Consider the following 24,488-nt stretch of genomic DNA (forward strand, 5'->3'; position numbering starts at 1 on the left):
GTGCGTCCGGCAAGATGTTGTTCATGAGGTTAAGGCCTGCCGGTGGCAGCGCGCTGCTGATCGAATGTCGCGATGCCGAACACGTGGAGGCGTGGCGTGCCGACCTCTGGCGGCGGCGCGAGGCGGGTGAGCTGCGGGTGGCCGACATCGTGCCCGGCGCGCGAACGGTGCTGCTCGATGGCGTCGACGCGTCGGCGGCTTCGTACCTGTCCCGCCTGCCGGAACCGGCGCCGGGTGGTGGCATCGAGGGGCCGCTGGTCGAGATCCCGGCCACATTCGACGGACCCGATCTGGCCGACGTCGCTTCGCGGTGGAATGTCGAAGTTTCCGAGGTTGTCGCCCGGCTCACGTCCGCGTCGCTGGTCGTGGCGTTCTGCGGTTTTGCTCCGGGTTTCGCCTATCTTCGGGGGCTGTCCGCCGACTGGTCCGTTCCCCGGCTGCCTTCGCCGCGGGCCCGGGTTCCGGCCGGTTCGATCGGTCTCGCCGGTCCCTATGCCGGGATTTATCCGACTTCTTCGCCCGGTGGGTGGCGACTGGTCGGGCACACCGATCAAGAGCTTTTCGACGTACGCCGAGAGCCGCCGGCGTTGCTGACCCCCGGAACCCGCGTGCGGCTGGTGGCGTCGTGATCACGGTGCTGCGGGCCGGCCCGTTGACGACCGTCCAGGACCTCGGCCGCCCCGGCTACGCCCACCTCGGCGTGCCCCGGTCGGGAGCGCTGGACGTTCGCTCTCTCCGCCGAGGCAATGAGCTGGTGGGCAACGATCCGGCGGCGGCCGGCCTGGAGACGACGCTGATGGGGTGCGCGCTGCGCTTCGAGACGCCCGCGGTGGTGGCGGTGACCGGGGCCGAGGCGGAGGTGCGGCTCGACCGGTCGCCGGTCGCCGGCGCCGTCGTCGAGGTGCCGGCCGGTGGCGTGCTCGACGTCGGGCGGGCGCGGCGCGGGGTGCGCTCCTACATCGCGGTGGCCGGCGGCATCGACGTCGAGCCGGTGCTGGGGAGTCGCTCGACCGACACGCTCTCCGGGCTGGGGCCGCCGCGCCTGGTCGACGGCATGACGCTGCCGGTCGGCGAGGTCTCCGCGGCACCCTTTGCTCTGCTTACCGACACGCGCCACGCGCCCGGCGGGGAACTGGAGCTGAGATTGCGGCTGGGGCCTCGAGACGATTGGTTCGAGATCGGCGGGTTGCTTTCCACCGCGTACGGGATCTCGCCCTTGAGCAATCGCGTCGGATGCCGGCTGGCCGGCACCGCCCTGACCCGCACCCAGCCCGGCGAACTGCCGCCCGAGGGGGTGGTGCTCGGCGCCGTGCAGGTGCCGGCCGACGGGCAGCCGCTGATCTTCCTGGCCGACCACCCGACCACCGGCGGCTATCCCGTGATCGGCGTGGTCGACGACGTGACGCCGCTCGCGCAGGCCCGGCCGGGGAGTACGGTGCGGTTCCGTGTCGTCGATTGACCTGAACGCGGACCTCGGCGAAGGGTTCGGACGCTGGACGCTGGGCGATGACGAGGCCCTGCTCGAGATCGTGACCTCGGCGAACGTGGCGTGCGGCTTCCACGCCGGCGATCCCGCCACCATGCACCGGATCTGCGCCGCCGCCGTCGCCCGCGGTGTGGCCGTGGGCGCGCAAGTCGCTTATCGCGATTTAGCCGGATTTGGTCGGCGACGGATCGACTACGAACGCGCCGAGCTCCGCGACGATGTGCTGTACCAGATCGGAGCGCTGGAGGCCTTTTGCCGCGTGGCCGGCGGCCGGGTCGCCTACGTGAAGCCGCACGGGGCGCTCTACAACACCGCCGCGGTGGACGAAGGCCAGGCGTCGGCGGTGGTGGAGGCGGTGGTTGCTTATGACCGTGAACTGCCGGTGCTGTGCCAGCCGGGCTCGGTGCTGGCGCGGCTGGCGGCCTCGGTGGGGCTGACCGTGGTCGGCGAGGGGTTCGCCGACCGCGGCTATCGGCCCGACGGGACGCTGGTGCCGCGGTCGTCGCCCGGGGCGTTGATCGATGAGCCGCGGGCCGTCGTGGAGAGGGCCGTCCGGATGGCCGTCGAAGGACTGGTCACGACGCCGGACGGGGAGGATGTGCCGTGCCCGGTGCGGTCGATCTGTGTGCATGGGGATACGCCGGGGGCCGTGGAGTTGGCCGCCCGCGTGCGGGCGGGGTTGGTGGCGGCCGGCCGGGTGGTGGCGCCCTTCGCTAGGACTCGTCCAGCCCACGGAGGATCAACGGCAGGCGGGACGGGCCGTCGTCCGTGACCACGACCGGCACGCCCCAGTCCTGACGGGTCAGGTGGCAGGCGGCGAACTCGACGTCCACGTCGCACGTCGCGGCCTGCGCCACGACCTGCAGGATGCCCTTACGGACCGCGGGGTTGACCACCAGCGACCGGGACAGGTCGGTCGTGACGCCGGCACCCTCGAGCAGGAGCTCGGGCGGGGACGCGGAGACCTCCAGGCGGGTGGACGGGCCGAACTGGGTGTCCAGCTTCTGGCCGGGGGCGGGCGTGAAGATCACGTCCAGCGTCAGGGGACCGGGGGCGACCGGGGACGGTGGCCGCTCGGTCTTGTGGCGTTCGCCGGTGACGGTCTTGACGACCCCGGGGGCGAGGCGGGTGAGCCGGTGGGCGGCGGACTCGACCACGATCACGTGGCCCGTACCGGTGACGACGATGTCGCTCGGCTCGGCGAGACCCGAGTCGACTGTGGACACCTCGTCCGATGACGGGTCGTAGCGACGGACGGCGCCGTTGTAGGTGTCGGCGACCAGCACCGAGCCGTCGGGCAGGGCGGCCACGCCGAGCGGGTGCTGGAGGAGGGCCTCCTTGGCCGGCCCGTCGACGTGACCGAAATCGAACAGGCCCTGGCCGACCGCGGTGTGCATGACGCCGGCCTCGACGTAGCGCAGCGCCGAGGTCTCGCTGTCGGCTATCCACAGGCGGTCGCCGCCGACCGAGAGGCCGGACGGCTGGGCCATCCAGACGTCGGGGATCGGGCCGTCGCGCAGGGACTCGACAGTGGTGCCGGCATAGACGCCGACGGTCCCGGCGGTGGGGTCGAACCACCACAGCTCGTGGATGCCGGCCATGGCGATGATGACCTTGCCATCGAACCACGCGAGATCCCACGGCGAGGAGAGGTCGGCGTCGAGCGCCGGCTGAGGACCTTCGATTGCCGTACGCCACGGGCGTCCCGATCCGGCAACGAGCGTGACATCGCCGGTCGTCAGATCGAGGCCGCGCAGCTGGTGATTGACGGTGTCGGCGACCAAGACCTCGTAACCGACGCGCTCGGCGACGGCGGCGGGGAGCAGCAGCAGGCCCTGCGGCTCGTTGAAGGGCTCACCGCGCTCACCGCTGCCGTAGCGGCGGACCAGCGTCTCGCCGTCGGCGGTCAGCTCGGCGATCGAGTGCCGGGAGGAGTCGGAGACCAGCAGGTTGCCGCTCGGCAGCTCGACGGCCTTGCCCGGGAAGCGCAGCAGCGTGTGGGGCTCGGCCGGTGGCACGTACGGGCCGTCGCCGCGGTGGAGAGTGCCGTCGGCGGTGTGCTTGGCGATCAGCTCGTCGATCAGACGGGAAAGGCCCTCGGCGTGACCCTCGCCGGCCATCGAGGCGACCAGATAGCCCGTCGGATCGATCACCGCCAGCGTCGGCCACGCCTTGGCCGCGTACTGCTGCCAAAGATGCATGTCGCGGTCGTCGACCACCGGGTGATGCACGCCGTAGCGCTCGACGGCGGCGGCCAGCGCGACCGGGTCCCGCTCGTGCTCGAACTTGGGCGAGTGCACGCCGATCACCACGAGGGCGTCGCCGTACTTCTCCTCGAGCGGGCGCAGCTCGTCGATGACATGCAGGCAGTTGATGCAGCAGAACGTCCAGAAGTCGAGCAGTACGATCTTGCCGCGCACATCGGCGAGGGTCAGATCCTTACCGCCGGTGTTCAGCCAGCCTCGGCCCCGGAGCTCGGGCGCCCGTACGCGTGCGGTCATCTTCAGCTGTTGGGCTTGAGGCAGAGAACCTGGTTCTTGCCGTCGCCGGTGGGGTTGATCACGTACGGCTGCTGGGGGTCGGCGCACTTCGACTTGTCATTCACGATCGATGTGATCTTGAACGACTGCGCGTCCGTGCACTTGGCCAGCACCGCGGCGTTGCCGTCGCGCTTCACGCACTCGCCGGTGGTCGCGCTGAAGCCCTCGCTCTTGTTGCCCGCGACCAGGTAGACGATGCCGAACACGACGCCGAGCAGCAGCACCGCGCCGACGACGACCGCGAGCAGGATCGGGAACATCCGCACGTGCGGGGTCTCCGGCTTGGCCGGCGAGGACTCGGGCTTGAACTGGTCGAAGCGACCGTCGCCGCCGGGGCTGGGCCAGTTCGTGGTGTCTTCCGGGCTCGGTGGAGTCACCGTGGACCGGCTGACCGAACCACCGAAGTCCGACGCGGCGCTGTTCGGCGGCGGCGGGAACGGCGGCGGGGCGTACGGGTTGCCGTTGTCCCGCCCGGCGATGTCCGTCGTGTGCTCGCTGTACTGCTCGGGCGCGTAGCCGGCGGGGCCCGGGCCGTTGCCGTTGGGCGACGGACTGGTCAGGTCGGTGAACGCCGGCAGGTTGCGGGGCTGGTCGCCGCCGAACGACTCCGGCCGAGGGCCGAACGGACCCGACTGCGACTCGGGTCGAGGCCCGAACGGACCGCCCTGCTCAGGCGGCGCGCCGAACGGGCCGTCCTGCTCCTGAGGCCCGCCGAACGGGGGCTGCTGCCCGAAGGGAGACGTCTGCTCCGGGGGCCCGCCGAACGGGGATTGCTGTCCGGGCGGTGGCCCGAAGGGAGACTTCTGCTCCGGGGGTCCGCCGAACGGAGGCTGCTGCCCGGGCGGCGGTCCGAAGGGAGACTTCTGCTCGGGAGCCGTTCCGTGCGGCTCGCCGAAGGGCTCGGGCGGGGGGCCGAACGGGGACTGCTCCTGCGCGCCGAAGGGCGATGCCTGGTCGGGCGAGCCGGGAACCGGGGCGGCGCCGAAGGGCGCGCCGCTGCGGGGCTGCTCCGGGGCCGCCGCGCCGGGCGGGGCCACACGGGCACTGGCCGACGCGCGCGCGGTGGCGCGGGCCGGAGACTGCGGGGCTACGCCGGCCGCGCCGGAGTCGCCGCGGTCGCCCCCGGGCCGGTCACCGACACCGGGCGCGGAGCGCTGAGCGGACGGCGCGGACCCGAAGCCGTCCGGCCCGTCGCCGCCGCCGGGCCGCTGGCCGAATGCCGGAGATCCAGGCCCATCGCCGGGACGCTGGCCGAACGCCGGGGCGCCGGGGCCGTCGCCGGGGCGCTGACCGAACGCCGGAGATCCAGGCCCATCGCCGCTGCCGGGCCGCTGACCGAACGCCGGAGCACCGGGGCCGTCGCCGCTGCCGGGACGCTGACCGAAGGCCGGCGACCCGGGATTGTCGCTGCTGCCGGGACGATGGCTGATTACCGGGGATCCGAAGTGGTCGGAGTCGTCGTCGCCTCCCGGACGCCGGGCAAACGCCGGCGAGCCGACGCCGTCGGGTCCGTCACCGGCGCCGGGGCGCTGGGCGAACGCCGGGGAGCCGAAGCCACCAGGGCGGTCGTCGTCGTTCGCGTCCGGGGTGGCGTCGGCGGCCTCGTCGCCCTGGGGCTCGGCCGGCGCGGCGGGACGGCCGTAGACCCGGGCCTGCGGCGCGGCGGCCGGAGGCGGAATCTCGCCCGGGTCGACACCGGCGCGGCTGGCGTTCGGCACCGAGGCGCTCGCGGTGACCGGGCGGGCCGAGCCCACGGCGGCGCCGGACGGGTTCTCGGCCGGGTCGCGCGGAGCCGGGACCGAACGGTTCTCCGGAACGGCAGGAGCGCCACCGGCCGCGTTGAGGGCGGCCCCGGGCACCCGCTGCGGGTAACCACTGCCGCGCTCGGAGTCGGAAGCCGGAGACTCGGGACGACGATAGGGCGCGTGGTCATCCTGCGCATCGGAGTCGCCCTCGGCGAAGGGAGAGCCGGCCCGGTTGCCGAAGGAGCCGGCCGCCGATCCGGGCCGCTCGCCGAACGGAGCGGAGGAGGCTCCGGAGCGCTCGTCGAACGGCGAGGACGAGCCGGGGCGCTCGTCGAACGACGAGGATGAACCTGGGCGGTCGTCGAACGGCGAGGACGAGCCGGGGCGCTCGTCGAACGACGAGGATGAACCGGGCCGCTCACCGAACGGCGAGGACGAAGACCCGGGGCGTTCGCCGAACGGGGACGAAGCAGATCCGGAACGCTCGTCGACGGCCGGTGAGGAAGAGTCGAAGGGGCGGGCCGGCGAGGAAGGCTTCGCCGAGCCGTAGGTTCCCGACGAGACCGGGCGCGCCGACCCGAAGGCCGGCTGGTCGGCCGACTCGGGCTGCTCGCTGCCGGGGCGGCGGCCGAACGACTCGGGCTGCTCGCCGCCGGTCGGGGCGGAGCCGAAGGCGTTGAACGAGGCGCCGGGTGGGGTGCCGAACGGAGCCTGCTGGCTGCGGATCGGCAGGTCGTTTGCGGGCGCCGGGGGCTGGGCGGGTGGCTGGTCGGACGTGGGCTCGGCCGAGTTCGGCGCGGGCGGGATGGTCGCAGCGCCGCGCAGGGGGAAGCCGCCGCTCTCGCCTCGGCGGGTGGGGAACGTGCTGTTGCCGCCGCCGCGCAAAGGGAAACCGCCGCTCTCGGAGCCGCTGCCCTCGTGGGGCGCGGACGACGAACCGCTCGAGGACGGTGAGCCGCCGCGCAGCGGGAAGCCGCTGCTGTCGCCGGAACGGGCCGGGGGCGGGGCGTCGGGCAGGTCGGTGAGGGTGGCGCCGGGCACGCGGACGCGCTGGGCGCCGAACGCCGAGATGCCGGGCGGGCGGCCGGTGGCCGGGTCGACCTCGGGCTGCTCGGCGACGGTGCCGCGACCGGGAGTGCCGGCCGCGAAGCCGTCGAACTCGCCGATCGTGCCGGGGTCGACGGCCGAGGGGGTGCGCTGCGGCAGCGGGCTGTCGGCGGGCGCGGGGGCCTGCTGCGGCGCCCACGCCGAGCGCGGGGGCTCGGGGGCGTTGCCGGAGGCGGGAACGAACGGCGCCGAGCCCGGCCCGGAGGAGGGCGGCGGCGGCAAGGAGGAACCCGAGGCGGCCGACGGCGGCAGGGCGGAACCCGAGGCGGCCGACGGTAGGGCGGAACCCGAGGCGGCCGATGGCGGCGGGAACGAGGAACCCGAGGCGCTCGCCGGCGGTGGGAACGTGGTGCCCGAGGCGCTCGGCGGCGGTGGGAACGCGGTGCCCGAGGCGCTCGGCGGCGGCGGGAACGAGGAAGGCGAGACCGAGCCGTACGGCGAGGCGGCCGCACTGGGGGTCACCGACCCGTACGGCGAGGCGGCCCCGCGCTGCGGGCCCGCGTCGGCGCCGGGCCGCGCCGGCTGGGCGAGCGGCGAAGCTTCGGACGGCGCAAAAGAAGACGACGACGGCGCAGAAGACGACGCCGAAGAAGAAGACGACTGCGCAGAAGACGACGACGCCGAAGAAGAAGACGACGGCGAAGAGGGCGCCGGGACTCGGGCCGAACCGTAGGACGTGCCGGGCGGGGCGGCGGGCCGCTCGCGCGCGCTGTCGGAGCCGGAACCGAAGGTGTTGACCGCGGGAACCACGAACGGCGAGCCGCCGTTGGGGGTGGCCTGCGGGGGCGGAGCGTACGAGCTCGGGAATCCGTCGGTGGGGGGCGGGGCCGAGGCCCGGCCCGCGATCCGCCGGCCGTCAGTGTCCGGCGGGAAGTCGTCCGACGTTGGACCGCCCGACGTGGCCTCGGCCGGCTGCGAACCGGCGTACTGCCCCTCGGACGTCATGAGCGCCTCCCTCGTCAATGCGGCCGTGCCAGCTTTGCACGGACGCGACTCACCGGCCAACGCACCGGCGCGCCGTGCCCAGCTCTGGGGCCAGGCCGTGCGGGACCGCCGGCGCGGGTGCGCCTTCGGAGGCCCCGGTCCTCCTACCGGGCCAGGCGGGCGAGCCGGGCCAGGGCTGAGGACCGTGCCCAACCGTACCGGGCCGGAGCGACCGGAGGAATCCCGGTGTACGTCCGGAAGGGGACCGCGAACGGATCTTTAAGGGAGACTTGAAAGAGAAAGCGGCCCGTCCGGATGTCTCCGGGCGGGCCGCCGTAATGACGCTCGTCGCGGTGGATCAGAAGGTCTTGCGCTGGGCGAAGATGGCGATCTCGTCCCGCATGGCCTGGCTGGGCGCGGACTGCCACGCCCGGTCGAGGGCCCGGTTCTGACGGTTGATCAGACGACGCTGGCGTACCCGGTCGGCAATGCTCATGGTGCTGCTCACATCCCTTTGGCCCTCGCTGGGCCACGTCTTTGGTGCTCGGCTCGAAGCAAGACCAATTGTGTCTCGCCGCGAGCCGAGCCGCCAACGATTTAGGGGGTGATGCCGAGCACTTGACTAACGATCGAAGGTCAAAAAAAGCAGTTGCCTTAATTTCTCAACCATGCCTACGTCCAGGAGAGGAGCGCCGACTCCGGGTCGGTAAGGAAGTCCCCGACGTCCCGCAGGAAGCGGGAGCCCAGCTCACCATCGATGATCCGGTGGTCGAAGGAGAGGCCGAGCGTGGTCACCTGCCGGATCTTGATCTTGCCGTTGTGCACCCACGGCGTCGGCCGGATCGCGCCGAAGGCCAGGATCGCCGACTCGCCCGGCGGCAGGATCGGGGTGCCGGTGTCGACCCCGAACACGCCGACGTTCGTGATCGACAGGGTGCCGCCGGACATGTCGGCCGGAGGCGTCTTGCCCGACTTCGCCACTTGCACGAGTGTGTTCAGGGCCTCGGCCAGCTCCCGCAACGTGAGACGCCCGGCGTCCTTGATGTTGGGAACGATGAGACCGCGCTCGGTCGCGGCGGCGATACCGAGGTTGACGTACTCCTTGACGATGATCTCGCCGGTCTCGCCCGACCAGGTCGAGTTGACCATCGGGTGGCGCTGGACCGCGAGCAGCACGGCCTTGGCCACCATTAGCAACGGCGAGATCCGCACGTCGGCGAACTCGCGGCGGCCCTTGAGCTTGTCGACCGCCTTCATCGTCTTGGTCACGTCGACGGTGAGGAACTCGGTGACGTGCGGCGCCGAGAACGCCGAGGCCACCATGTTCTCGGCGGTGAGCTTCCGGACGCCCTTGACCGGGATCCGCTGCTCCCGAGAAGTGTCGAAAGAAGGCGCCGCGGGCGCGGAGGGCCGAGCGGCGGCCTTCTGTACGTCCTCCCGCGTCACCGAGCCCATCGGCCCGCTGCCGGTGATCGTGGTCAGGTCGACCCCGAGATCACGGGCCAGCTTCCGCACCGGCGGCTTGGCCAGCGCCTTCCCGTTGGTGGCGGGAGCGACAGGTGCCGGAACGACCGGGGCCGGAGCGACCGGGGCCGGAGCGACCGGCGCCGGAGTCGAAGGGACAACCGCCGGGGACGGTGCTCCGGGCGTACCCAATCGGGGTCGGCGCTTGGCGCTCGTATTCCGCGGACCGTAACCCACCAGGACCGCCGTGCGCCCACCCGGCGCCGGACCACCGATGAGACCGGGCTCGACCGACCCCTCGGCCGGCGCGATCTCCACCGCCGCCAGCGACTCCGCGGAGGGCGTGGGCAGCTCCCCACCCGACGGGTCGGTGTCGATCGCGACGATCGGCGCGCCCACCTCGACCGTCGTGCCCGCCTCGTGGAAGATCTTGGTGACGACGCCGGCCCACTTCGCCGGGATCTCCACCGCCGCCTTGGCCGTCTCGACCTCGACGATCGGCTGGTTGAGCTCGATCGAGTCACCGACCTTGACCAGCCAGGAGAGGATCTCGCCCTCGGTCAGGCCCTCGCCGAGATCGGGCAGCGTGAACTCCTTGATCCGCGACATCGGCGTCACCAGCCGAACGAGCGGTCGACGGCGTCCAGCACCCGGTCGAGATCGGGGAGGTACTCCTCCTCGACCCGGGCCGCCGGATAGGGAACGTCGTAGCCGGTCACCCGCAGCACCGGCGCCTCGAGCGAGTAGAAGCACTCCTCGGTGACGCGCGCGGCGAGCTCGGCGCCGAGACCCAGGTTGCCCGGCGCCTCGTGCACCACGACGGCCCGGCCGGTGCGCTTCACCGACTCGTAGACCGTGCCCATGTCGAGCGGGGAGAGCGAGCGCAGGTCGATGACCTCCAGGTTGCGGCCGTCCTCGCTCGCCGCGGTCGCCGCGTCCAAGCAGGTGCGGACCATCGGCCCGTACGCGAGAAGCGTCGCGTCCGTGCCGGGCCGGGCGACCCGGGCCTGATGCAGGGGGAAGGCGTTCTCGAGCGGGGCGTCGAGGTCGACCTCGCCCTTCTCCCAGTACCGCCGCTTGGGCTCGAAGAAGACGATCGGGTCGTCCGAGCGGATCGCCTGGCGGATCATCGTGTACGCGTCGGCCGGGTTGGCGCAGCTGACGACCTTGAGACCGGGGGTGTGCGCGAACAGTGCCTCGGGGGACTCGGAGTGGTGCTCGACCGCGCCGATGCCGCCGCCGAACGGGATGCGGATGACGATCGGCAGCCGCACGTTGCCCAGCGAGCGGTAGTACATCTTCGCGACCTGGGCCACGATCTGGTTGAACGCCGGGAACACGAACCCGTCGAACTGGATCTCGCAGACCGGGCGGTAGCCGCGGATGGCCAGGCCGACCGCGGTGCCGACGATGCCGGACTCGGCGAGCGGGGTGTCGATGACCCGGTCGTCGCCGAAGTCCTTCTGCAGGCCGTCGGTGATGCGGAAGACGCCGCCGAGCTTTCCGACGTCCTCGCCCATGATGACGACCTTGGAGTCGTCCTCGAGCGCGCGGCGCAGGCCGTGGTTGAGGGCCTTGCCCAGGGTGATCGTCTCGCTCATCAGTGGGCGCTCCCCTCGAACGACGCGTGGTACCGCTCGAACTCCGCCTTCTGGGCGTCGACCTCGGGCGAACCGTGCGGGTAGACGTTGTCGAACAGGGTCACCGGCTGCGGGTCGGGCATGGCCAGCACCCGCTCGCGCAGGTCGAGCGCGAGCTTCTTGGCGGCCTCGTCCACCTCGCCGAAGAAGTCGTCGCCGGCGATCTGCTGCTTGGCCAGGAACGCCTTGACCCGGGCGATCGGGTCCTTCGCCTTCCACGCCTCGACCTCGCTGGCGATGCGGTAGCGGGTCGGGTCGTCGGAGCTGGTGTGCGCGCCCATCCGGTAGGTGTAGGCCTCGATCAGCGTCGGTCCCTGCCCGTTGCGGGCCTGGTCGAGGGCGGCACGGGTCACCGCGTACGTGGCCAGCACGTCGTTGCCGTCGATCCGGACGCCCGGGAAGCCGTAGCCCAGGGCGCGCCGGTAGAGCGGGATGCGGGTCTGGCGCTCGAGCGGCTCGGAGATCGCGTACTGGTTGTTCTGGCAGAAGAAGACGATCGGCGCGTGGAAGACGCCGGACCAGACGAACGCCTCGTTGACGTCGCCCTGGCTGGTGGCGCCGTCGCCGAAGTAGGCGATCACGGCCTCACCGTCGGCGTTGCCGGTCTTGCCGTCCATGGTGATGCCCATGGCGTATCCGGTCGCGTGCAGCGTCTGCGAGCCGATCACGATCGTGTACGTGTTGAACTTGAACTCGTTCGGATCCCATCCGCCCTGGTCGACGCCGCGGAACAGGCCGAACGGCATGATCGGGTCGATGCCGCGGCAGTAGAGAACGCCATGCTCGCGGTAGGTCGGGAACGCCATGTCCTGCGGGCGCAGCGCCCGGCCGGAGCCGACCTGAGCCGCCTCCTGACCCAGCAGGCTCGCCCAGATGCCGAGCTCGCCCTGGCGCTGAAGGGCGGTCGCCTCGGCGTCGAGCCGCCGGACCGTCACCAGGTCGCGGTAGAGCTCGCGGTACTCGTCGTCGGTGAAGTCGACCGAGTAGGTCATGCCGTCCGCCGTGGTGACGCTGTCGACGCGTTCCCCGTCGGGGGTGAGCAGTTGGACGAAGCCGCCGGCCGGGGCGTCCCCGCCAACGGTGCTTTCGCCGTTCGCCATCCGTGTCTCCCTGTTTCATCTCTGCGCCCGCGGCGGGTGTTGCCCGTCCGCGCGGCGAACCGCTGGGGTCGCCGCGCCTGACCTTGGTGAGGTTGCCGCGCGACGTCTCGGCGCGGGCCTCGACCCCGCCGGGGAGTGACGACCCCCACCTCGCCCCGCTGGATCGGCGGAAGGCGACGGCGGCGGTGCCGTCGCCTTCATCCTGACAGAGAACGTGAGCGTCGTTACAGGTCGGGTCGATCACAGTCGGGAAATTCTGCCGTCACATCGGCGTCCATGTTTGTCCGGATAAGTACTTTTCGTACGGTCACTACCGTACGAACGGGCCGTTTTCACCGCTGCGCCGGGGCGGGTCCGTCGTTCATCCCGATGACCGAGACCGATCCATGTTGATCATTAGTTCGGCTCCAGCGCAGGGGGAGGGGAACCGGCCGTGCCGGAACAGCCAGACGAGGATCTCGTGCCGCCGCTGAAGGTGATGCGCAAGCGGCTGAACGGGGTCTACCGGGCCGATTCCGGCTTTTCCGGACCGACGCGCCGGTATGTGCTCATCGTGGCGCTTCTGGTGGGGCTGGCGTCGGTGCCGACGCTCGCGGCGATCACGGCCGGGTCGAACGAGCTCGCCGGCGGGACGACCGACACCATGGACATCCCGTTCCTGCCGCCCGCGTCGCCGGGGCCGATCCAAGGTCCGTCGGGCGATGCGAAGGTGGGTCCGTCACCCTCGCCGATCGATCCTTCGGCGGGCGCGGCGATCGCGCGGGCGGGGCGGGTGGCGGGCGAGATCGGCCGGATTTCCCCGTACGGCGGGGAGCCGTCGCGTTCCTCGGCCGGCTCCTCGGCCGAGTCCTCGGCCGGTTCTTCGTCGAGTTCCTCGTCCGGTTCCTCATCGGAGTCCGCGTCCGGTTCGTCGTCCGGTTCGTCGTCCGGTTCCTCGTCCGGTTCCTCGTCCGGTTCTGATAGGTCGGGCGGCTCCGATGACACGGATGACGTGCCATCCATGGCGGCATTTCCGGCATTGCCCGGTATGCCCGCTCTTCCGGACCTGCCCCCGGTGCGGGGTCGCTCGGCCGGTCACGGGTCGGCGCCGTCGTCGCCTTCGGTGCCGCCTTCCTCCTCGCCGCCCTCCCAGCCGTCGCACCCCTCGCCGCCTTCCCGGCCGTCGCACCCCTCGCCGTCGTCGCCGTCCGCGCCCGACGACCAGTCGTCTTCCGATGACCAGTCCTCTTCGGGCGACCAGTCTTCTTCCGACGGCGGGTCCTCTTCGGGCGACCAGTCGTCTTCCGACGGCGGGTCCTCTTCGGACGACCAGTCCTCCTCGGGCGATGTGGATGATCCCGACTCCGATGGCTCGTCCGATTCGCACGGCTCACCGGACAATTCGGACTCTTCTGATGAGCCCGACGGCGGGGATGACTCCGGGGACGAGCCGCCGGCCTGGGCGCGGCGGCCGCTCTGCCACGAGCGCGGCGAATGCGGGGACAAGTCTTCCCACCACCGGCGGCCCGACTGGTCCCGCCGCCGCCTCTGCGAGAGCAGCAGCACCAGCCACGACACGCGTTCCCACGTCCGCCGCCGGTCCAGCGACCGGTCCGAGCACCGCCGGAGGTCAGCAGTGTCCGAACGACCCAACCAAATCCGCGCCGCGAGCATCCTCGAGCGCAGCTACGCCCCGGGGAACCTCAACGCCCTCCGGCACATCCCCGAGGCGCGCGGCGAGGACAACCAGCTCGCGACCCGGCCCTACCGTGGCAGCCACCGGGCCGGCAGCCTGCACCACGCCGACGACCAGACGCCGGCGCAGCGCCGCGGCTCGCGAGTGGGCCGCCACCACGCCGAGCCCACCGAGGACCTGAGGGGCCGGCTGTCCGGCTCCTGACCAGGGCGGACCCTGGACCCTAAGCGCCGCCCTCGAGGTGGTTGCGGTTCGCCTCGATCCACGCCTCGATCGCCTCGGTGTCGTCGGGGTCGACGCCCTCCGAGATGAGCTGGGCCACGGCCGCCGTCGCGGGGCTGCGCCGCTCGCCGGTCGCGTAGAGCCGGGCGAACTCGGGCACCATCTCGTCGACCGTCTCGTCGGTCTGACCGGCGGCCGCCTCGGGCAGGCCCTTGCGCCGGGCCGTGTAGGCCGACCAGGCCCGCGTCACCCGGGGCAGCATGGCCGCGTCGTCCATGTCGAGGACCGCCCGCCGGTGCACCCAGTCGAGCAGGAACAGGCCGGCCACGGCCGGGCTCCAGCGCAGCGGGTCGGCGCCGGGCAGCGTCGCGGCGTGATCCAGCAGCAGGCTCAGGCAGAAGTGCAGCGAGGGCAGCTCGTCGTCGCCGACCCGGTCGAGGCCGAACCGGGCCGCCTCGGCGCTGGCCAGGAAGTCGCGGGAGATCTCGGTGCTGCTCGGGCGGGGCGGCTCGGCCAGCGGCGGCGTGGTGGCGGCCGGCAGCAGCGCCAGCCGGGCCGCGGCCAGCGCGCGGTCGGTGGCCAGCGAGCCCTCGGCCGGCAGCGAGCTCAGGCCGTCGGTGATGGCCAGGTGCCGGTCGACCTCGTCGCGCACCCGGCCCGGGTCCTCCTCACGGAACCAGGTCAGATCGTCCTCGGCGCACATCTCGCGGACCTGCTGGAGCACCCGCTCGGCCGAGGCGCCGACGAAGACGTCCTTGGTGATGCCGATGTTGTGGTCGACCAGGGCGACGACCGCGTGCTCGGGGCCGCCGTCGTCCTCGTCGTCGTAGGCGAAGGTGACCAGATAGGACGTCTGGTCACCGTAGACATCGCCGTAGGCGTAGCAGCCGGTCGGGCGTACGCGACCCAGCTGGGCCGCCCACGACGGCGCCTGCGCGCCCCGCCGGACCTGCCCCGCTCCCACCGCGTCGGGCACCAGGGTCGCGAAGACCTCGCGGATGGTCGTGGCCGCCGCCGTGCGACGCCGGGTGGTCGCGGCGAGAAAGTGGCTCACGAAGTCGCGCACCGCGGTCGCCCGATCGGCATCCGCCACCGAGTAGACGCTGCCGAGCAACGCGGTGCCCAGCAACTCGGCGTCCAGGGCGCAGTCGAGCTTCGCCACGTCGCGGGCCGCGTGCAGAACCGCCTCGTACGGACTCGAAGACTCGGGCATATCGCGAGCGTACCGGGACGGCGACGCTCGGAGACTACTCCGAACGAACGGTCGTGAGTGCTTCGCGCGCCTGGGCGTACGCGTTGAGCACCTCGCGGACCGGTGCCACCACGTACTCGCGGGCAACTTCGGTGACCGACGCCCGCAGCTGTTGCTCGGCCCGGCGCCGGGCGTGCCGGGCTCCCAAGTTGACGATCGGCTTGAGCAACAGCCAGAGCAGCACGCCGACGAGCAGGCCGCCGAGCAGCAGAAGCGTGGGGACCGGCACCGCGCCGACCTTCGGGTAGTGCAGCTCGGGCAGGCCGAGAGCACGCACCGCGTACCCGGTGAGCAGCCAGCCGAGCCCGGCGACCGCGGCCGCGACCAGCAGCCACTGCAGCAGCCCGACGCCGCGCCACCAGAGCGGGGTGCGGTTGGCGCCGAGGTCGGTCTTGGCCACCGCCCGGTCGAGAGCGTCGGGCAGGTCGGCGACGCGCGAGCGGGCCGCCGTGTTGAGCGCGGGCGCCCACACCGGCGGCAGCGGGGCCGCCGCGCGATCGGCGACCGCGCGCACGGTGATGCCGACCGCCGACTTCTGGGCGGCGTCGGCCTCGGGCACCGACGTGCGCGGCACGATGTCGGTCGAGACCGCGTCGGTGGGCTTCTTCTCGGCCAGGTGCAGCCGGCGCAGCGGGTCGGGCCGCAGCCGGCGCAGGCCACGCAGGACCGGCCACCCGGTCGCCGCCGTGGCGCGGTGCCGGTAGGAGCCCGCGGCCGCATCGGCGACCGCGCCCACGCCGGCCGCCGCGGCCAGGGCGTCGGACAGCTGGCGTACGGTCGCCCGATCGACCTCGTCCTCCGCGGCCGGTGGCCCGATCATGGCCGTCAGCGGCTCGCTCACCGCTTCCAGGTCGCCGGCCAGGCGGCGCAGCGCCGCCTGCCGGTCGGCGACCGTCTTCTCCAGCTTCTCCCGCAGCTCGTGCAGCATCCCGGGCTGCTTGGCCGAGGTCGCCAGCACCGGCGCGCCGCTCAGGCCGTCCTCCTCGATCAGCCGGCGCAGGTCGCCGAGCACGACCTCGGTGTCCCCGGCGGACAGCCGGTCGGCCTGGTTGAGGACCACGATCGTGACGCCGGCGTGCGCGCTGAACTGCGACAGGTAGGCCTGGTGCAGGATCCGGTCGCCGTACTTCTGCGGGTCGACCACCCAGACGATCTGGTCGACCAGGCCGAGCAGCCGGTCGACCTCGAGCCGGTGGCTGCGCTCGATCGAGTCGAAGTCGGGCAGGTCGAGCAGCACCAGCCCGCGCAGGGCGGCCTCGTCGTCGCCGTCGAGAGCGCTCTCCCGGATGAACCGCTGCCGTGGCAGCACCCCGATCCAGTCGAGCAGCCGGTTGGCCGGCTCGAGCGGGCCCCAGACGCAGGCGTGCGCGGCGCCGGTGGTCGGCCGCCGTACCCCGACCGGCGAGAGCTTCAGCCGGGCGAGCGCGTTGAAGAGGCTGGACTTGCCGCTGCCGGTGCTGCCGGCCAGGGCCACCACGGTGTGGTCGCGGGAGAGCTCGAGCCGGGTGCCGGCCCGCTCGACCAGGGTGTGCGCCGCGACCAGGTCGGGATCCGGCAGGTACGGGTCGACGAGACGGAGGAACTTGGCCAGCGCGTCGAGCCGCTGCACCAGTTCCTCGGCGTCCACCCGGCCGTCCGCACCGGTCAGCGCCCCGCGCACCTTCTCAATCAAGCTCATGTCGCGCTCCCCGTCAACGCGAGTTCGTTCCGGGCGTCCTCGACGTCCAGCGCGGCCCGGCGCAGCTCGGCGGCGGGCGCCGTGTCGAGCCCGGTGGCGGCGGTGCGCTCGGTGTACCGGGCGGCCTCGGCGTCCAGCAGCTCGCCCACCCGGAACAACAGGTCTTCCCGGGCCCGGTTGGCCAGCCCGCGGATCGCCTGGTCGCCGAAGACGGCCTCGAGCACCTTCTGGGCCGCGACCGTGGTGCCGACGCCGGCCGCGACCTCGAGCCCTGTCGGTATGAAGGCGGTCGAGGTGAAGACGGCGATCATCACGGCCAGGCCGGCGCCGTTCACCGCGTAGGCGGCGCCGCGGGCCACCACTCTCTTCTCCGCGCTCTGCTCGCGGACCAGGCCCAGCACCCACTGCTGCCAGTCGCGCACCAGCCGGTCGGCGCGCTGCGGCAGGTCGGCCGAGGCGCGCTGCAACTCGGGCTGGAGCAGGGCGGCGCCGGCCGGGTGGGCCTGCCATGCCGCGTACGCCTGCTCGGCCGCGTCGGTGGCCACCCCGCGCAGCAGGGTGACCAGCTGCGACTCCAGCGCCGTCTGCAGGTTGCGCCCGGGCAGCGGGCGCCCGGTGATCGCCGAGACGAGCCGGTCGCGCAGCAGGCCAACCTTGTTCTCCAGGGTGCGCATGAACTCGCCGGTGCCGACGAACTCCTGCCAGCGGGCGAGCACCTCGCCGCGGAGGAGGCGGCCGTCGCGCAGGCCCTCGACCACCGTCTGCCGCGCGTTGCGGTAGGCGACCGCGACCCGCTCGTCCAGCGCGCGGGCGGCGACGGCCTGCTCGTCGGCGGCGTCGGCCAGGCCGGAGACGGCGGGGCCGAGCGCGGCGAGCGCGCCGTCCAGGGTCTGCCGCACCACCGCCGACCGGGCGCCGGCGTCGGCCGCGAGCTGGCCGAACCAGTCGTGCAGCGGCCCGATCACGTCCTCGGCGATCAGGCCCTGACCGTCCAGCGTCGTCTCCGGCAGCACGAACAGCGGCGCGGCGCCCAGGTTGCGGGCGGCCAGCATCTCGCGCAGGTGGGCGGTGATGTCGGCGGCGGCCTCGGGCGGCACCCGGTCGAGCACCAGCGCGATCACGGTGCCGCGCAGCCGGGCCGTGGTCAGCAGCTCCCACGGGACGTTGTCGGCGTAGCGGGCGGCCGTGGTCACGAACAGCCAGAGGTCGGCGGCGGCGAGCAGTTGCGCGGCCAGCTGCCGGTTGCCGGCCACCACCGAGTCGATGTCGGGCGCGTCGAGGAACGCGAGGCCGGCGCCGAGCGCGGGGGCGGAGACGATCTGGAGCGTACGGGGATCGGGGCTCGACTCCGGGGTGCGGACCAGCCCGGGTAGCAGCTGTCCCTGCCGGAACCAGGCCAGATCGGCCGCGTTGCTGACCAGCACCGGCGAGCGGGTGGTCGGCCGGAGCACGCCGGCCGCGCTGACCGGGGCCCGGACCAGGCTGTTGACCAGCGTCGACTTGCCGGCGCCGGTCGAGCCGCCGACGACCACGAGCAGGGGTGCGTCGAGGCGCGCGAGGCGGGGGAGAAGGTAGTCGTCGAGCTGGGCGACGAGCGCGGCGCCGACCCGGCGGGCTTCCTCGGCGGAGGGCATGACCAGGGGGTACGAGGTGCCGCCGATCGCCGCGCGCAGCCGGCTCAACGCGGTGGCCAGCCGTCCGACCGCGGGCGGCGGCTCGACCGGCACCGGCTCCTCGGCCGTCACGGCCTCCTCGGCGGTCACCGGCTCGTCGGCGGTCACCGCGTCCTCGGCGGTCACCCGCTCCTCAGGCGTCACTGCATCCTCGGCGATCGTTTCGCCGGGCTCCGTGATCTGCGCCTCTTCTGACCGCTCCACATGACCGGATTGCCCCGTGTCGGGGTCCGGTGAACTTTCGGTTACTGCCGGAATACCGGCGGGCTCGCCGGCTTCCTCCGATAACTCGATCTTGGTCTCGTGATCACTCTCGGCAACGGTGTCGTCGTCGGGCTCGAACGCGCCGGCGCCGGGATCGGGATGTGGCTGACGGGACACGACGGCTTCCGTACGATCAGAGTTGTCCCCGGCATCGGTCGAAACCGCGCTCTTCAGGCCCTTCTCGTCCGATCCGGCAGGCTCTTGCGTTGCGGCGTCCACGGCGGAGATGGCCGATGGACCGACCGCGTCACCGTGCGTCGTCACGGGTAAAGAGTGCCTGATCTATGCATGCAGGACAACAGGTGCCGGTATGCCGTGACCGGACAGGTATCTACCGAAGTGCTGGCGGGATGAAGTCCCTTGCGCCGAGTAGGCTCAACTTCGATTTGACGGGTGGCCCGCCCGTGGCATCATTGAGTCTGTTCCACTCAACCTTGTACCGAAGCCTTTGAAGCGAGGAACACCATGGCACGTGCGGTCGGCATCGACCTCGGCACCACGAACTCCTGCGTCAGCGTTCTGGAAGGAGGCGAGCCCACCGTCATCGCCAACGCGGAGGGCTCCCGGACGACCCCGTCCATCGTCGCCTTCGCCCGCAACGGCGAGGTGCTGGTCGGCGAGGTCGCCAAGCGCCAGGCGGTGACGAACCCCGACCGGACGATCCGCTCGGTCAAGCGGGAGATCGGCACCAACTGGTCGATCGACATCGATGGCAAGAAGTACACGCCGCAGGAAATCTCGGCGCGGGTGCTGATGAAGCTCAAGCGCGACTCCGAGGCGTACCTGGGTGAGCAGGTCACCGACGCGGTCATCACCGTCCCGGCCTACTTCAACGACGCGCAGCGTCAGGCCACCAAGGAGGCCGGCGAGATCGCGGGCCTGAACGTGCTGCGGATCGTGAACGAGCCGACCGCGGCCGCTCTGGCCTACGGCCTGGACAAGGGCTCCAAGGAGCAGACCGTCCTGGTCTTCGACCTCGGCGGCGGCACCTTCGACGTCTCGCTGCTCGAGCTCGGTGACGGCGTCATCGAGGTCAAGTCGACCTCCGGCGACAACCACCTGGGCGGCGACGACTGGGACCAGCGGATCATCGACCACCTGGTCAAGACCTTCCGCGGTGAGCACGGCATCGACCTGGGCGCCGACAAGATGGCCCTGCAGCGTCTGCGCGAGGCGGCCGAGAAGGCGAAGATCGAGCTGTCCGCGGCCACCACCACCAGCATCAACCTGCCCTACATCACGGCCGGTCCGGACGGCCCGCTGCACCTGGACATGTCGCTGTCCCGGGCCGAGTTCCAGCGCATGACGCAGGACCTGCTCGACCGCTGCAAGGGCCCGTTCGAGTCCGCGATCAAGGACGCCGACGTCAAGCTCTCCGACGTCGACCACGTCATCCTGGTCGGCGGCTCGACCCGCATGCCGGCGGTCGCCGACCTGGTCAAGAGCATGACCGGCAAGGAGCCGAACAAGGGCGTCAACCCGGACGAGGTCGTCGCCGTCGGCGCCGCGCTGCAGGCCGGCGTGCTCAAGGGCGAGGTCAAGGACGTTCTGCTCCTCGACGTCACCCCGCTGTCCCTGGGCATCGAGACCAAGGGCGGCATCATGCATAAGCTGGTCGAGCGCAACACGACCATCCCGGCGCACCGTTCCGAGGTCTACACCACGGCCGACGACAACCAGCCCTCGGTGCTGATCCAGGTATTCCAGGGCGAGCGCGAGATGGCCGCGTACAACAAGAAGCTCGGCACCTTCGAGCTCAGCGGCATCGCGCCGGCTCCCCGCGGCGTACCGCAGATCGAGGTCTCCTTCGACATCGACGCGAACGGCATCGTGCACGTGTCCGCCAAGGACCTGGGCACGGGCAAGGAGCAGAAGATGACGATCACCGGCGGCTCGGCGCTGCCGAAGGAAGACATCGAGCGCATGATGCGGGACGCCCAGGACCACGCGGACGAGGACAAGAAGCGCCGCGAGGACGCGGAGACCCGCAACCTGGCCGAGCAGCTGCAGTGGCAGACCGAGAAGTTCCTGGCCGAGAGCGGCGACAAGCTGCCCGAGGACAGCAAGAACAAGATCAACGAGGCGCTCGGTGACCTCCGCGGCGCGCTCGGCGGCTCGGACATCGAGAAGATCAAGTCGGCGCACGAGCGGCTGTCGCAGGTCTCCCAGGAGGCCGGCTCGACGCTCTACTCGCAGGGTGACGGCACGCAGGCCGCCACCGGCGGGGCCGACGGCACCCAGGCGCCCGGCGGCGCGACCGGCGCGGGCCCGACGGCCGGCGGCGGTGGCGACGACGTCGTCGACGCCGAGATCGTGGAGGACGACAAGAAGTGACTGCCGCGGACGACGAGAACGACGGTCAGGCGACCGAGCGGGTCGTCATCCGGGACCGCCGCAAGATAGACCCGAAGACCGAGGGCAAGGCCAAGGGCACGGCCGAGGTCAAGGAGAAGGCGACCGGCGGCGCGCACCGCGCCGCCGAGCCGGAAGAGGGCGCGCAGGTCCCGGCGGCCGAGAGCGAGGCGAAGCCCGCACTCGGCGCGGAGCTCGAGGCACTGCGCGGCGAGCTCGACGAGCGGACGCACGACCTGCAGCGGGTGACGGCGGAGTACGCCAACTACCGCAAGCGGGTCGACCGCGACCGGTCGGCGGCCGCCGAGCTCACCACGGGCGCGGTGCTCACCGCGCTGCTGCCGGTGCTCGACGACATCGACCGGGCGCGCGAGCACGGTGACCTGGTCGGCCCGTTCGCCTCGGTGGCGGAGTCGCTCACCGCGGTGACCGGGAAGCTCGGGCTCACCGCCTTCGGCGAGAAGGGCGACCCGTTCGACCCCAACCGCCACGAGGCGGTCGCGCACCAGACGTCGGCCGACGTCACGGAGCCGACCTGCATCGAGGTCATGCGCCGGGGCTACACGCTGGGCGAGCGGCTGCTGCGGCCCGCCCTGGTCGCGGTCGCCGACCCGGAGTGATCTCACAGGCTCGTCCCGCCCGCCGCGTCGCGGCGGGCGGGACTACCGCTAGGCGGAGGTGGACGCGATGAGCTCGAAGGACTGGCTCGAGAAGGACTTCTACGCCGTGCTCGGCGTGAACAAGTCCGCCTCAACCGACGAGATCAAGAAGGCGTACCGCAAGCTCGCCCGCGATCTGCACCCCGACCGGAACCCGGGCAACCGGGAGGCCGAGGAGAAGTTCAAGGCGGCGTCCGAGGCGTACGACGTGCTCTCCGACGACAAGAAGCGCAAAGAGTACGACGAGATGCGCTCCCTGTTCGGCTCGGGCGCGTTCCGGCGCGGCGCACGCTCGGGCGGCGGTACGCAGTTCGACCCGTCCGACCTGTTCGGCGGGTTCTCCAACCCGGGCGCGCAGGCCGGCGCCGGTGACCGCCGGTTCGGTGGCGCCGGCTTCTCCGACATCTTCAGCTCGATATTCTCCGGCGGCGGCCCGGGCGGAGGCGCGGCCCGGCGGGGCCCGCGGCGCGGGCGCGACGTCGAGACCGAGGTGACTCTCGACTTCACCCAGGCGGTACGCGGCACGACGCTCCCGCTGACGCTGCGGTCGGCCGGCGAGTGCGACACCTGCCACGGCAACGGCGCCAAGCCCGGCACCTCGCCGCGGACCTGCCCGCAGTGCCACGGCAGCGGTCTGATCTCCCGCAACCAGGGGTCGTTCAGCTTCTCCGAGCCGTGCCGCGAGTGCCAGGGCGCGGGGACGATCGTCGACGAGAAGTGCCCGGAGTGCCGTGGCACCGGCGGCGTCACCAAGGCCCGCACGATCAACGTCCGCTTCCCGGCCGGTGTGGCCGACGGGCAGCGGATCCGGCTCAGCGGCCGGGGCGAGCCGGGCGACCGCGGCGGGCCGGCCGGCGACCTGTACGTGCAGGTCGGGGTCCGGCCGGACGAGCTGTTCGGCCGCAGCGGGGACGACCTCACGCTGACGCTGCCGATCAGCATCGCCGAGGCGGTGCTCGGCGCCGACCTGCGGGTGCCCACGCTGGACGGCCCGGTCACGATGCGGGTGCCGCCCGGCACGCCGAGCGGACGCAAGCTGCGGGCCCGGGGCAAGGGCGTGGCCCGCAAGGAGGGACCACCCGGAGACCTGATCGTCACGGTCGACGTGCAGGTGCCGGGCGGTGTCACGGGGGAAGCACGGGACGCGCTGGAGCGTTTCGCGAAACTGACCCCGCCGGCCGGGCGGGAACGGCTCGAGGCGCGCGTGCGCCGGGGCAGTTAGGGCCTGATCTGGAGGTGGCGCATGTATGAACAGATCGACATCACGGTGGAGCAGGCCTCCGACGCGAAGGTCCTGATCATCTCGGTGGCCGCGCGGCTGGCCGGCATGCACCCGCAGACGCTGCGCCAGTACGACCGGCTCGGGCTGGTGCAGCCCGGTCGGGCGGGCGGCGGCGGCCGGCGTTACAGCGAGCGGGACGTCGCGCTGCTGCGCGAGGTGCAGCGCCTGAGCCAGGAGGACGGCGTCAACCTGGCCGGCATCAAGCGGATCATCGGCCTCGAGCAGCTGGTGGCCGACCTCCAGCATCGCGTGCAGGAGCTGGAGCATCAGCTCGACGAGGCGTACACCCGGATCGCCCAGATGGAGAGCCCGTACAGCGGCCGCGACTTGGTCCGCCAGGAGCGCCCATCGACGGCGCTGGTGGTCTGGCGCCCGCGGCGGGCTGCCGACAAGTAGCGCTTTACGAAGAAGGTGGCGGCCTTTCCCCAGCGGGGCGGGCCGCTCTTTCTTTGTGCGCCGGATGGCCCGGGGCTGGATGGCCCGGCGTGCCGGATGGCCCTCGTGCCGGGCCCATGTGCCAGAGGGCGCCGTGCGCGGCCGGCGGGAGCATCGGTTTCCGCGCCCTTGCTCTGCTTACCGATACGCGCCACAAGTCGATCACCCGTTGGCCGGGCTGGTGGGTCGGTAGCCCGCGGACCTATCTGCGCGTCAAGGAAGCTCACGGCCCGCCGACCGGCGCGATGAGTTCCCGCGCGGCGAGAACACTCCCGGCGAGGACCGCCAACCGCGTAGACGACCCACGGGTTCGGGTTGTGGAGGACGCCCCAAAACTGTCGTAGCGAGGCGCTAACGTCGCCCCACCCAGTGACGAGGGTGGGGTTGCCCGGCGAACTGCGTTGCGGCGCGGTGGGTGCGGGCGCGCGGCACGGCGGTGTTAACGCGCGGCACTGTGGGTGCGGACCGCGGTGGGTGCGGGCGCGCGGCACGGCGGGCGGGGGTGCGGCACGGCTGGTGGAACCCGGGCTGGGTCAGCGGCGGAACATGCCCAGGCGGCGCGGGTGGCGGACCAGGCCGCCCTCGATCCAGTCGGCGTAGTCGAACGTCTCGGGGCGGCTCATCAGCACTCGGCAGTTGTGCGCCCAGATGGACATCGGCTCGTCGCCGACCTCTTCGGCTCGCTCTACGTACTTCTTGAGGCGGCGCTTGCGCTGGTTTGTTGCGTTCTGCCGGACGCCGTCGGCGGCGTAGATGTACATGCAATGCAGGGCGAAGCGGCGCGCCGGGCACTGGCGGTCCATCGCCAGCTCGAAGAGGGTCGGGGCCAGGACGTCGCCCGAGATGAGCAGGTCCCAGTCGGGTGGCATGGCGTCGAGTGGCACCGACTCGGGGTGATAGGCCCACGCCTGCATCTCCTCCGGCCGAGGATCGACCGGGTTGGCGAACCCGTAGAAAGTCGACTCACGCACTGTCACGCCGCCGCCCACC

21 protein-coding genes are annotated in these 24,488 nt (G+C 72.2%); 9 read left to right on the top strand and 12 right to left on the bottom strand.

Annotation, left to right across the window (positions count from 1 at the left end; all coding sequences use genetic code 11):
* Positions 1 to 23: 23 nt before the first annotated feature.
* The 3 genes from ACQP2F_RS00570 to ACQP2F_RS00580 are packed head-to-tail and all read left to right on the top strand — an operon-like array spanning position 24 to position 2,258.
* Positions 24 to 629: a 5-oxoprolinase subunit B family protein gene (locus ACQP2F_RS00570; protein ID WP_433299717.1), complete on the top strand. Its 606-nt coding sequence runs from the start codon at positions 24 to 26 to the stop codon at positions 627 to 629.
* Positions 626 to 1,459, top strand: coding sequence for a biotin-dependent carboxyltransferase family protein (locus tag ACQP2F_RS00575; protein ID WP_433299719.1), 834 nt, complete (start codon positions 626 to 628; stop codon positions 1,457 to 1,459). Before ACQP2F_RS00570 ends, ACQP2F_RS00575 begins: the two co-directional genes overlap by 4 nt.
* Positions 1,455 to 2,258 carry a LamB/YcsF family protein gene (locus ACQP2F_RS00580; RefSeq protein WP_433307944.1) on the top strand — a complete coding sequence of 268 codons (804 nt, stop codon included), beginning with the start codon at positions 1,455 to 1,457 and terminating at the stop codon, positions 2,256 to 2,258. Before ACQP2F_RS00575 ends, ACQP2F_RS00580 begins: the two co-directional genes overlap by 5 nt.
* Here ACQP2F_RS00580 and ACQP2F_RS00585 read toward each other — a convergent pair.
* Both ACQP2F_RS00585 and ACQP2F_RS00590 read right to left on the bottom strand, forming a co-directional pair.
* A complete protein-coding gene (locus ACQP2F_RS00585) occupies positions 2,200 to 3,987 on the bottom strand; it encodes an NHL domain-containing thioredoxin family protein (RefSeq protein WP_433299721.1) in 1,788 nt (595 codons plus the stop codon). The two genes, ACQP2F_RS00580 and ACQP2F_RS00585, sit on opposite strands and share 59 nt — an antisense overlap.
* 2 nt (positions 3,988 to 3,989) lie before the next feature.
* A complete protein-coding gene (locus ACQP2F_RS00590) occupies positions 3,990 to 7,100 on the bottom strand; it encodes an LppU/SCO3897 family protein (RefSeq protein ID WP_433299723.1) in 3,111 nt (1,036 codons plus the stop codon).
* Here ACQP2F_RS00590 and ACQP2F_RS00595 point away from each other — a divergent pair.
* Positions 7,042 to 7,551, top strand: coding sequence for a hypothetical protein (locus ACQP2F_RS00595; RefSeq protein WP_433299725.1), 510 nt, complete (start codon positions 7,042 to 7,044; stop codon positions 7,549 to 7,551). The genes ACQP2F_RS00590 and ACQP2F_RS00595 overlap by 59 nt on opposite strands.
* Before the next feature lie 609 nt (positions 7,552 to 8,160).
* Here the strand turns inward: ACQP2F_RS00595 and ACQP2F_RS00600 are convergent.
* The 6 genes from ACQP2F_RS00600 to ACQP2F_RS00625 form a co-directional block, all read right to left on the bottom strand.
* Positions 8,161 to 8,298 carry a hypothetical protein gene (locus tag ACQP2F_RS00600; protein WP_433299727.1) on the bottom strand — a complete coding sequence of 46 codons (138 nt, stop codon included), beginning with the start codon at positions 8,296 to 8,298 and terminating at the stop codon, positions 8,161 to 8,163.
* A 176-nt stretch (positions 8,299 to 8,474) separates the two neighbouring features.
* Positions 8,475 to 9,875, bottom strand: coding sequence for a dihydrolipoamide acetyltransferase family protein (locus ACQP2F_RS00605; protein ID WP_433299729.1), 1,401 nt, complete (start codon positions 9,873 to 9,875; stop codon positions 8,475 to 8,477).
* Positions 9,876 to 9,880: 5 nt separating this feature from the next.
* Positions 9,881 to 10,870 carry an alpha-ketoacid dehydrogenase subunit beta gene (locus tag ACQP2F_RS00610; RefSeq protein ID WP_433307947.1) on the bottom strand — a complete coding sequence of 330 codons (990 nt, stop codon included), beginning with the start codon at positions 10,868 to 10,870 and terminating at the stop codon, positions 9,881 to 9,883.
* Positions 10,867 to 12,006: a pyruvate dehydrogenase (acetyl-transferring) E1 component subunit alpha gene (gene pdhA / locus ACQP2F_RS00615; RefSeq protein WP_433299731.1), complete on the bottom strand. Its 1,140-nt coding sequence runs from the start codon at positions 12,004 to 12,006 to the stop codon at positions 10,867 to 10,869. Before pdhA ends, ACQP2F_RS00610 begins: the two co-directional genes overlap by 4 nt.
* 501 nt (positions 12,007 to 12,507) lie before the next feature.
* The gene (locus ACQP2F_RS00620) at positions 12,508 to 12,990 is read right to left on the bottom strand and encodes a hypothetical protein (RefSeq protein WP_433299733.1); all 483 of its coding nucleotides are present in this window, start codon (positions 12,988 to 12,990) and stop codon (positions 12,508 to 12,510) included.
* 90 nt (positions 12,991 to 13,080) lie between these two features.
* Positions 13,081 to 13,386 (bottom strand): hypothetical protein, encoded by a 306-nt coding sequence (locus ACQP2F_RS00625; RefSeq protein ID WP_433299735.1) that lies wholly within the window; start codon positions 13,384 to 13,386, stop codon positions 13,081 to 13,083.
* 235 nt (positions 13,387 to 13,621) lie between these two features.
* Here ACQP2F_RS00625 and ACQP2F_RS00630 point away from each other — a divergent pair, with 235 nt between their 5' ends.
* Positions 13,622 to 13,885: a hypothetical protein gene (locus ACQP2F_RS00630; RefSeq protein WP_433299736.1), complete on the top strand. Its 264-nt coding sequence runs from the start codon at positions 13,622 to 13,624 to the stop codon at positions 13,883 to 13,885.
* Positions 13,886 to 13,904: 19 nt separating this feature from the next.
* Here ACQP2F_RS00630 and ACQP2F_RS00635 read toward each other — a convergent pair whose 3' ends face one another.
* Genes ACQP2F_RS00635 through ACQP2F_RS00645 form a run of 3 tightly spaced genes read right to left on the bottom strand, consistent with a single transcriptional unit; the run spans position 13,905 to position 18,887 of the window.
* The gene (locus ACQP2F_RS00635; RefSeq protein ID WP_433299737.1) at positions 13,905 to 15,116 is read right to left on the bottom strand and encodes a hypothetical protein; all 1,212 of its coding nucleotides are present in this window, start codon (positions 15,114 to 15,116) and stop codon (positions 13,905 to 13,907) included.
* A gap of 34 nt (positions 15,117 to 15,150) precedes the next feature.
* Entirely contained in the window at positions 15,151 to 16,833 is a 1,683-nt protein-coding gene (locus ACQP2F_RS00640; RefSeq protein WP_433299738.1) for a GTPase, read from the bottom strand.
* Positions 16,830 to 18,887, bottom strand: a complete 2,058-nt coding sequence (locus ACQP2F_RS00645) for an ABC transporter (RefSeq protein WP_433299739.1) — start codon at positions 18,885 to 18,887, stop codon at positions 16,830 to 16,832. Before ACQP2F_RS00645 ends, ACQP2F_RS00640 begins: the two co-directional genes overlap by 4 nt.
* A 348-nt stretch (positions 18,888 to 19,235) precedes the next feature.
* On the opposite strand from ACQP2F_RS00645, the gene dnaK reads away from it, so the two are divergent.
* The 4 genes from dnaK (at position 19,236) to ACQP2F_RS00665 (ending at position 23,459) form a co-directional block, all read left to right on the top strand.
* Positions 19,236 to 21,104, top strand: coding sequence for a molecular chaperone DnaK (gene dnaK / locus ACQP2F_RS00650; protein ID WP_433299740.1), 1,869 nt, complete (start codon positions 19,236 to 19,238; stop codon positions 21,102 to 21,104).
* On the top strand, positions 21,101 to 21,742 hold the full coding sequence (gene grpE / locus ACQP2F_RS00655) for a nucleotide exchange factor GrpE (protein ID WP_433299741.1): 642 nt from the start codon (positions 21,101 to 21,103) through the stop codon (positions 21,740 to 21,742). The genes dnaK and grpE overlap by 4 nt, the downstream gene beginning before the upstream one ends.
* Before the next feature lie 67 nt (positions 21,743 to 21,809).
* Positions 21,810 to 23,003: a molecular chaperone DnaJ gene (gene dnaJ, locus ACQP2F_RS00660; protein WP_433299742.1), complete on the top strand. Its 1,194-nt coding sequence runs from the start codon at positions 21,810 to 21,812 to the stop codon at positions 23,001 to 23,003.
* A 21-nt stretch (positions 23,004 to 23,024) separates the two neighbouring features.
* On the top strand, positions 23,025 to 23,459 hold the full coding sequence (locus tag ACQP2F_RS00665; protein WP_433299743.1) for a heat shock protein transcriptional repressor HspR: 435 nt from the start codon (positions 23,025 to 23,027) through the stop codon (positions 23,457 to 23,459).
* Positions 23,460 to 24,031: 572 nt separating this feature from the next.
* On the opposite strand, the gene ACQP2F_RS00670 is transcribed toward ACQP2F_RS00665, so the two are convergent.
* Positions 24,032 to 24,475 (bottom strand): hypothetical protein, encoded by a 444-nt coding sequence (locus ACQP2F_RS00670; protein ID WP_433299744.1) that lies wholly within the window; start codon positions 24,473 to 24,475, stop codon positions 24,032 to 24,034.
* Positions 24,476 to 24,488: the final 13 nt, after the last annotated feature.

The organism is Actinoplanes sp. CA-030573, assembly GCF_050951115.1.
Taxonomy (GTDB): Bacteria; Actinomycetota; Actinomycetes; order Mycobacteriales; family Micromonosporaceae; genus Actinoplanes.

Coding starts and splice junctions, on each gene's coding strand:
- pdhA (WP_433299731.1), bottom strand. CDS start 12,006: ATGGCGAACGGCGAAAGCACCGTTGGCGGGGACGCCCCGGCCGGCGGC.
- ACQP2F_RS00605 (WP_433299729.1), bottom strand. CDS start 9,875: ATGTCGCGGATCAAGGAGTTCACGCTGCCCGATCTCGGCGAGGGCCTG.
- ACQP2F_RS00635 (WP_433299737.1), bottom strand. CDS start 15,116: ATGCCCGAGTCTTCGAGTCCGTACGAGGCGGTTCTGCACGCGGCCCGC.
- ACQP2F_RS00570 (WP_433299717.1), top strand. CDS start 24: ATGAGGTTAAGGCCTGCCGGTGGCAGCGCGCTGCTGATCGAATGTCGC.
- ACQP2F_RS00585 (WP_433299721.1), bottom strand. CDS start 3,987: ATGACCGCACGCGTACGGGCGCCCGAGCTCCGGGGCCGAGGCTGGCTG.
- ACQP2F_RS00600 (WP_433299727.1), bottom strand. CDS start 8,298: ATGAGCATTGCCGACCGGGTACGCCAGCGTCGTCTGATCAACCGTCAG.
- ACQP2F_RS00640 (WP_433299738.1), bottom strand. CDS start 16,833: ATGAGCTTGATTGAGAAGGTGCGCGGGGCGCTGACCGGTGCGGACGGC.
- dnaK (WP_433299740.1), top strand. CDS start 19,236: ATGGCACGTGCGGTCGGCATCGACCTCGGCACCACGAACTCCTGCGTC.
- ACQP2F_RS00665 (WP_433299743.1), top strand. CDS start 23,025: ATGTATGAACAGATCGACATCACGGTGGAGCAGGCCTCCGACGCGAAG.
- dnaJ (WP_433299742.1), top strand. CDS start 21,810: ATGAGCTCGAAGGACTGGCTCGAGAAGGACTTCTACGCCGTGCTCGGC.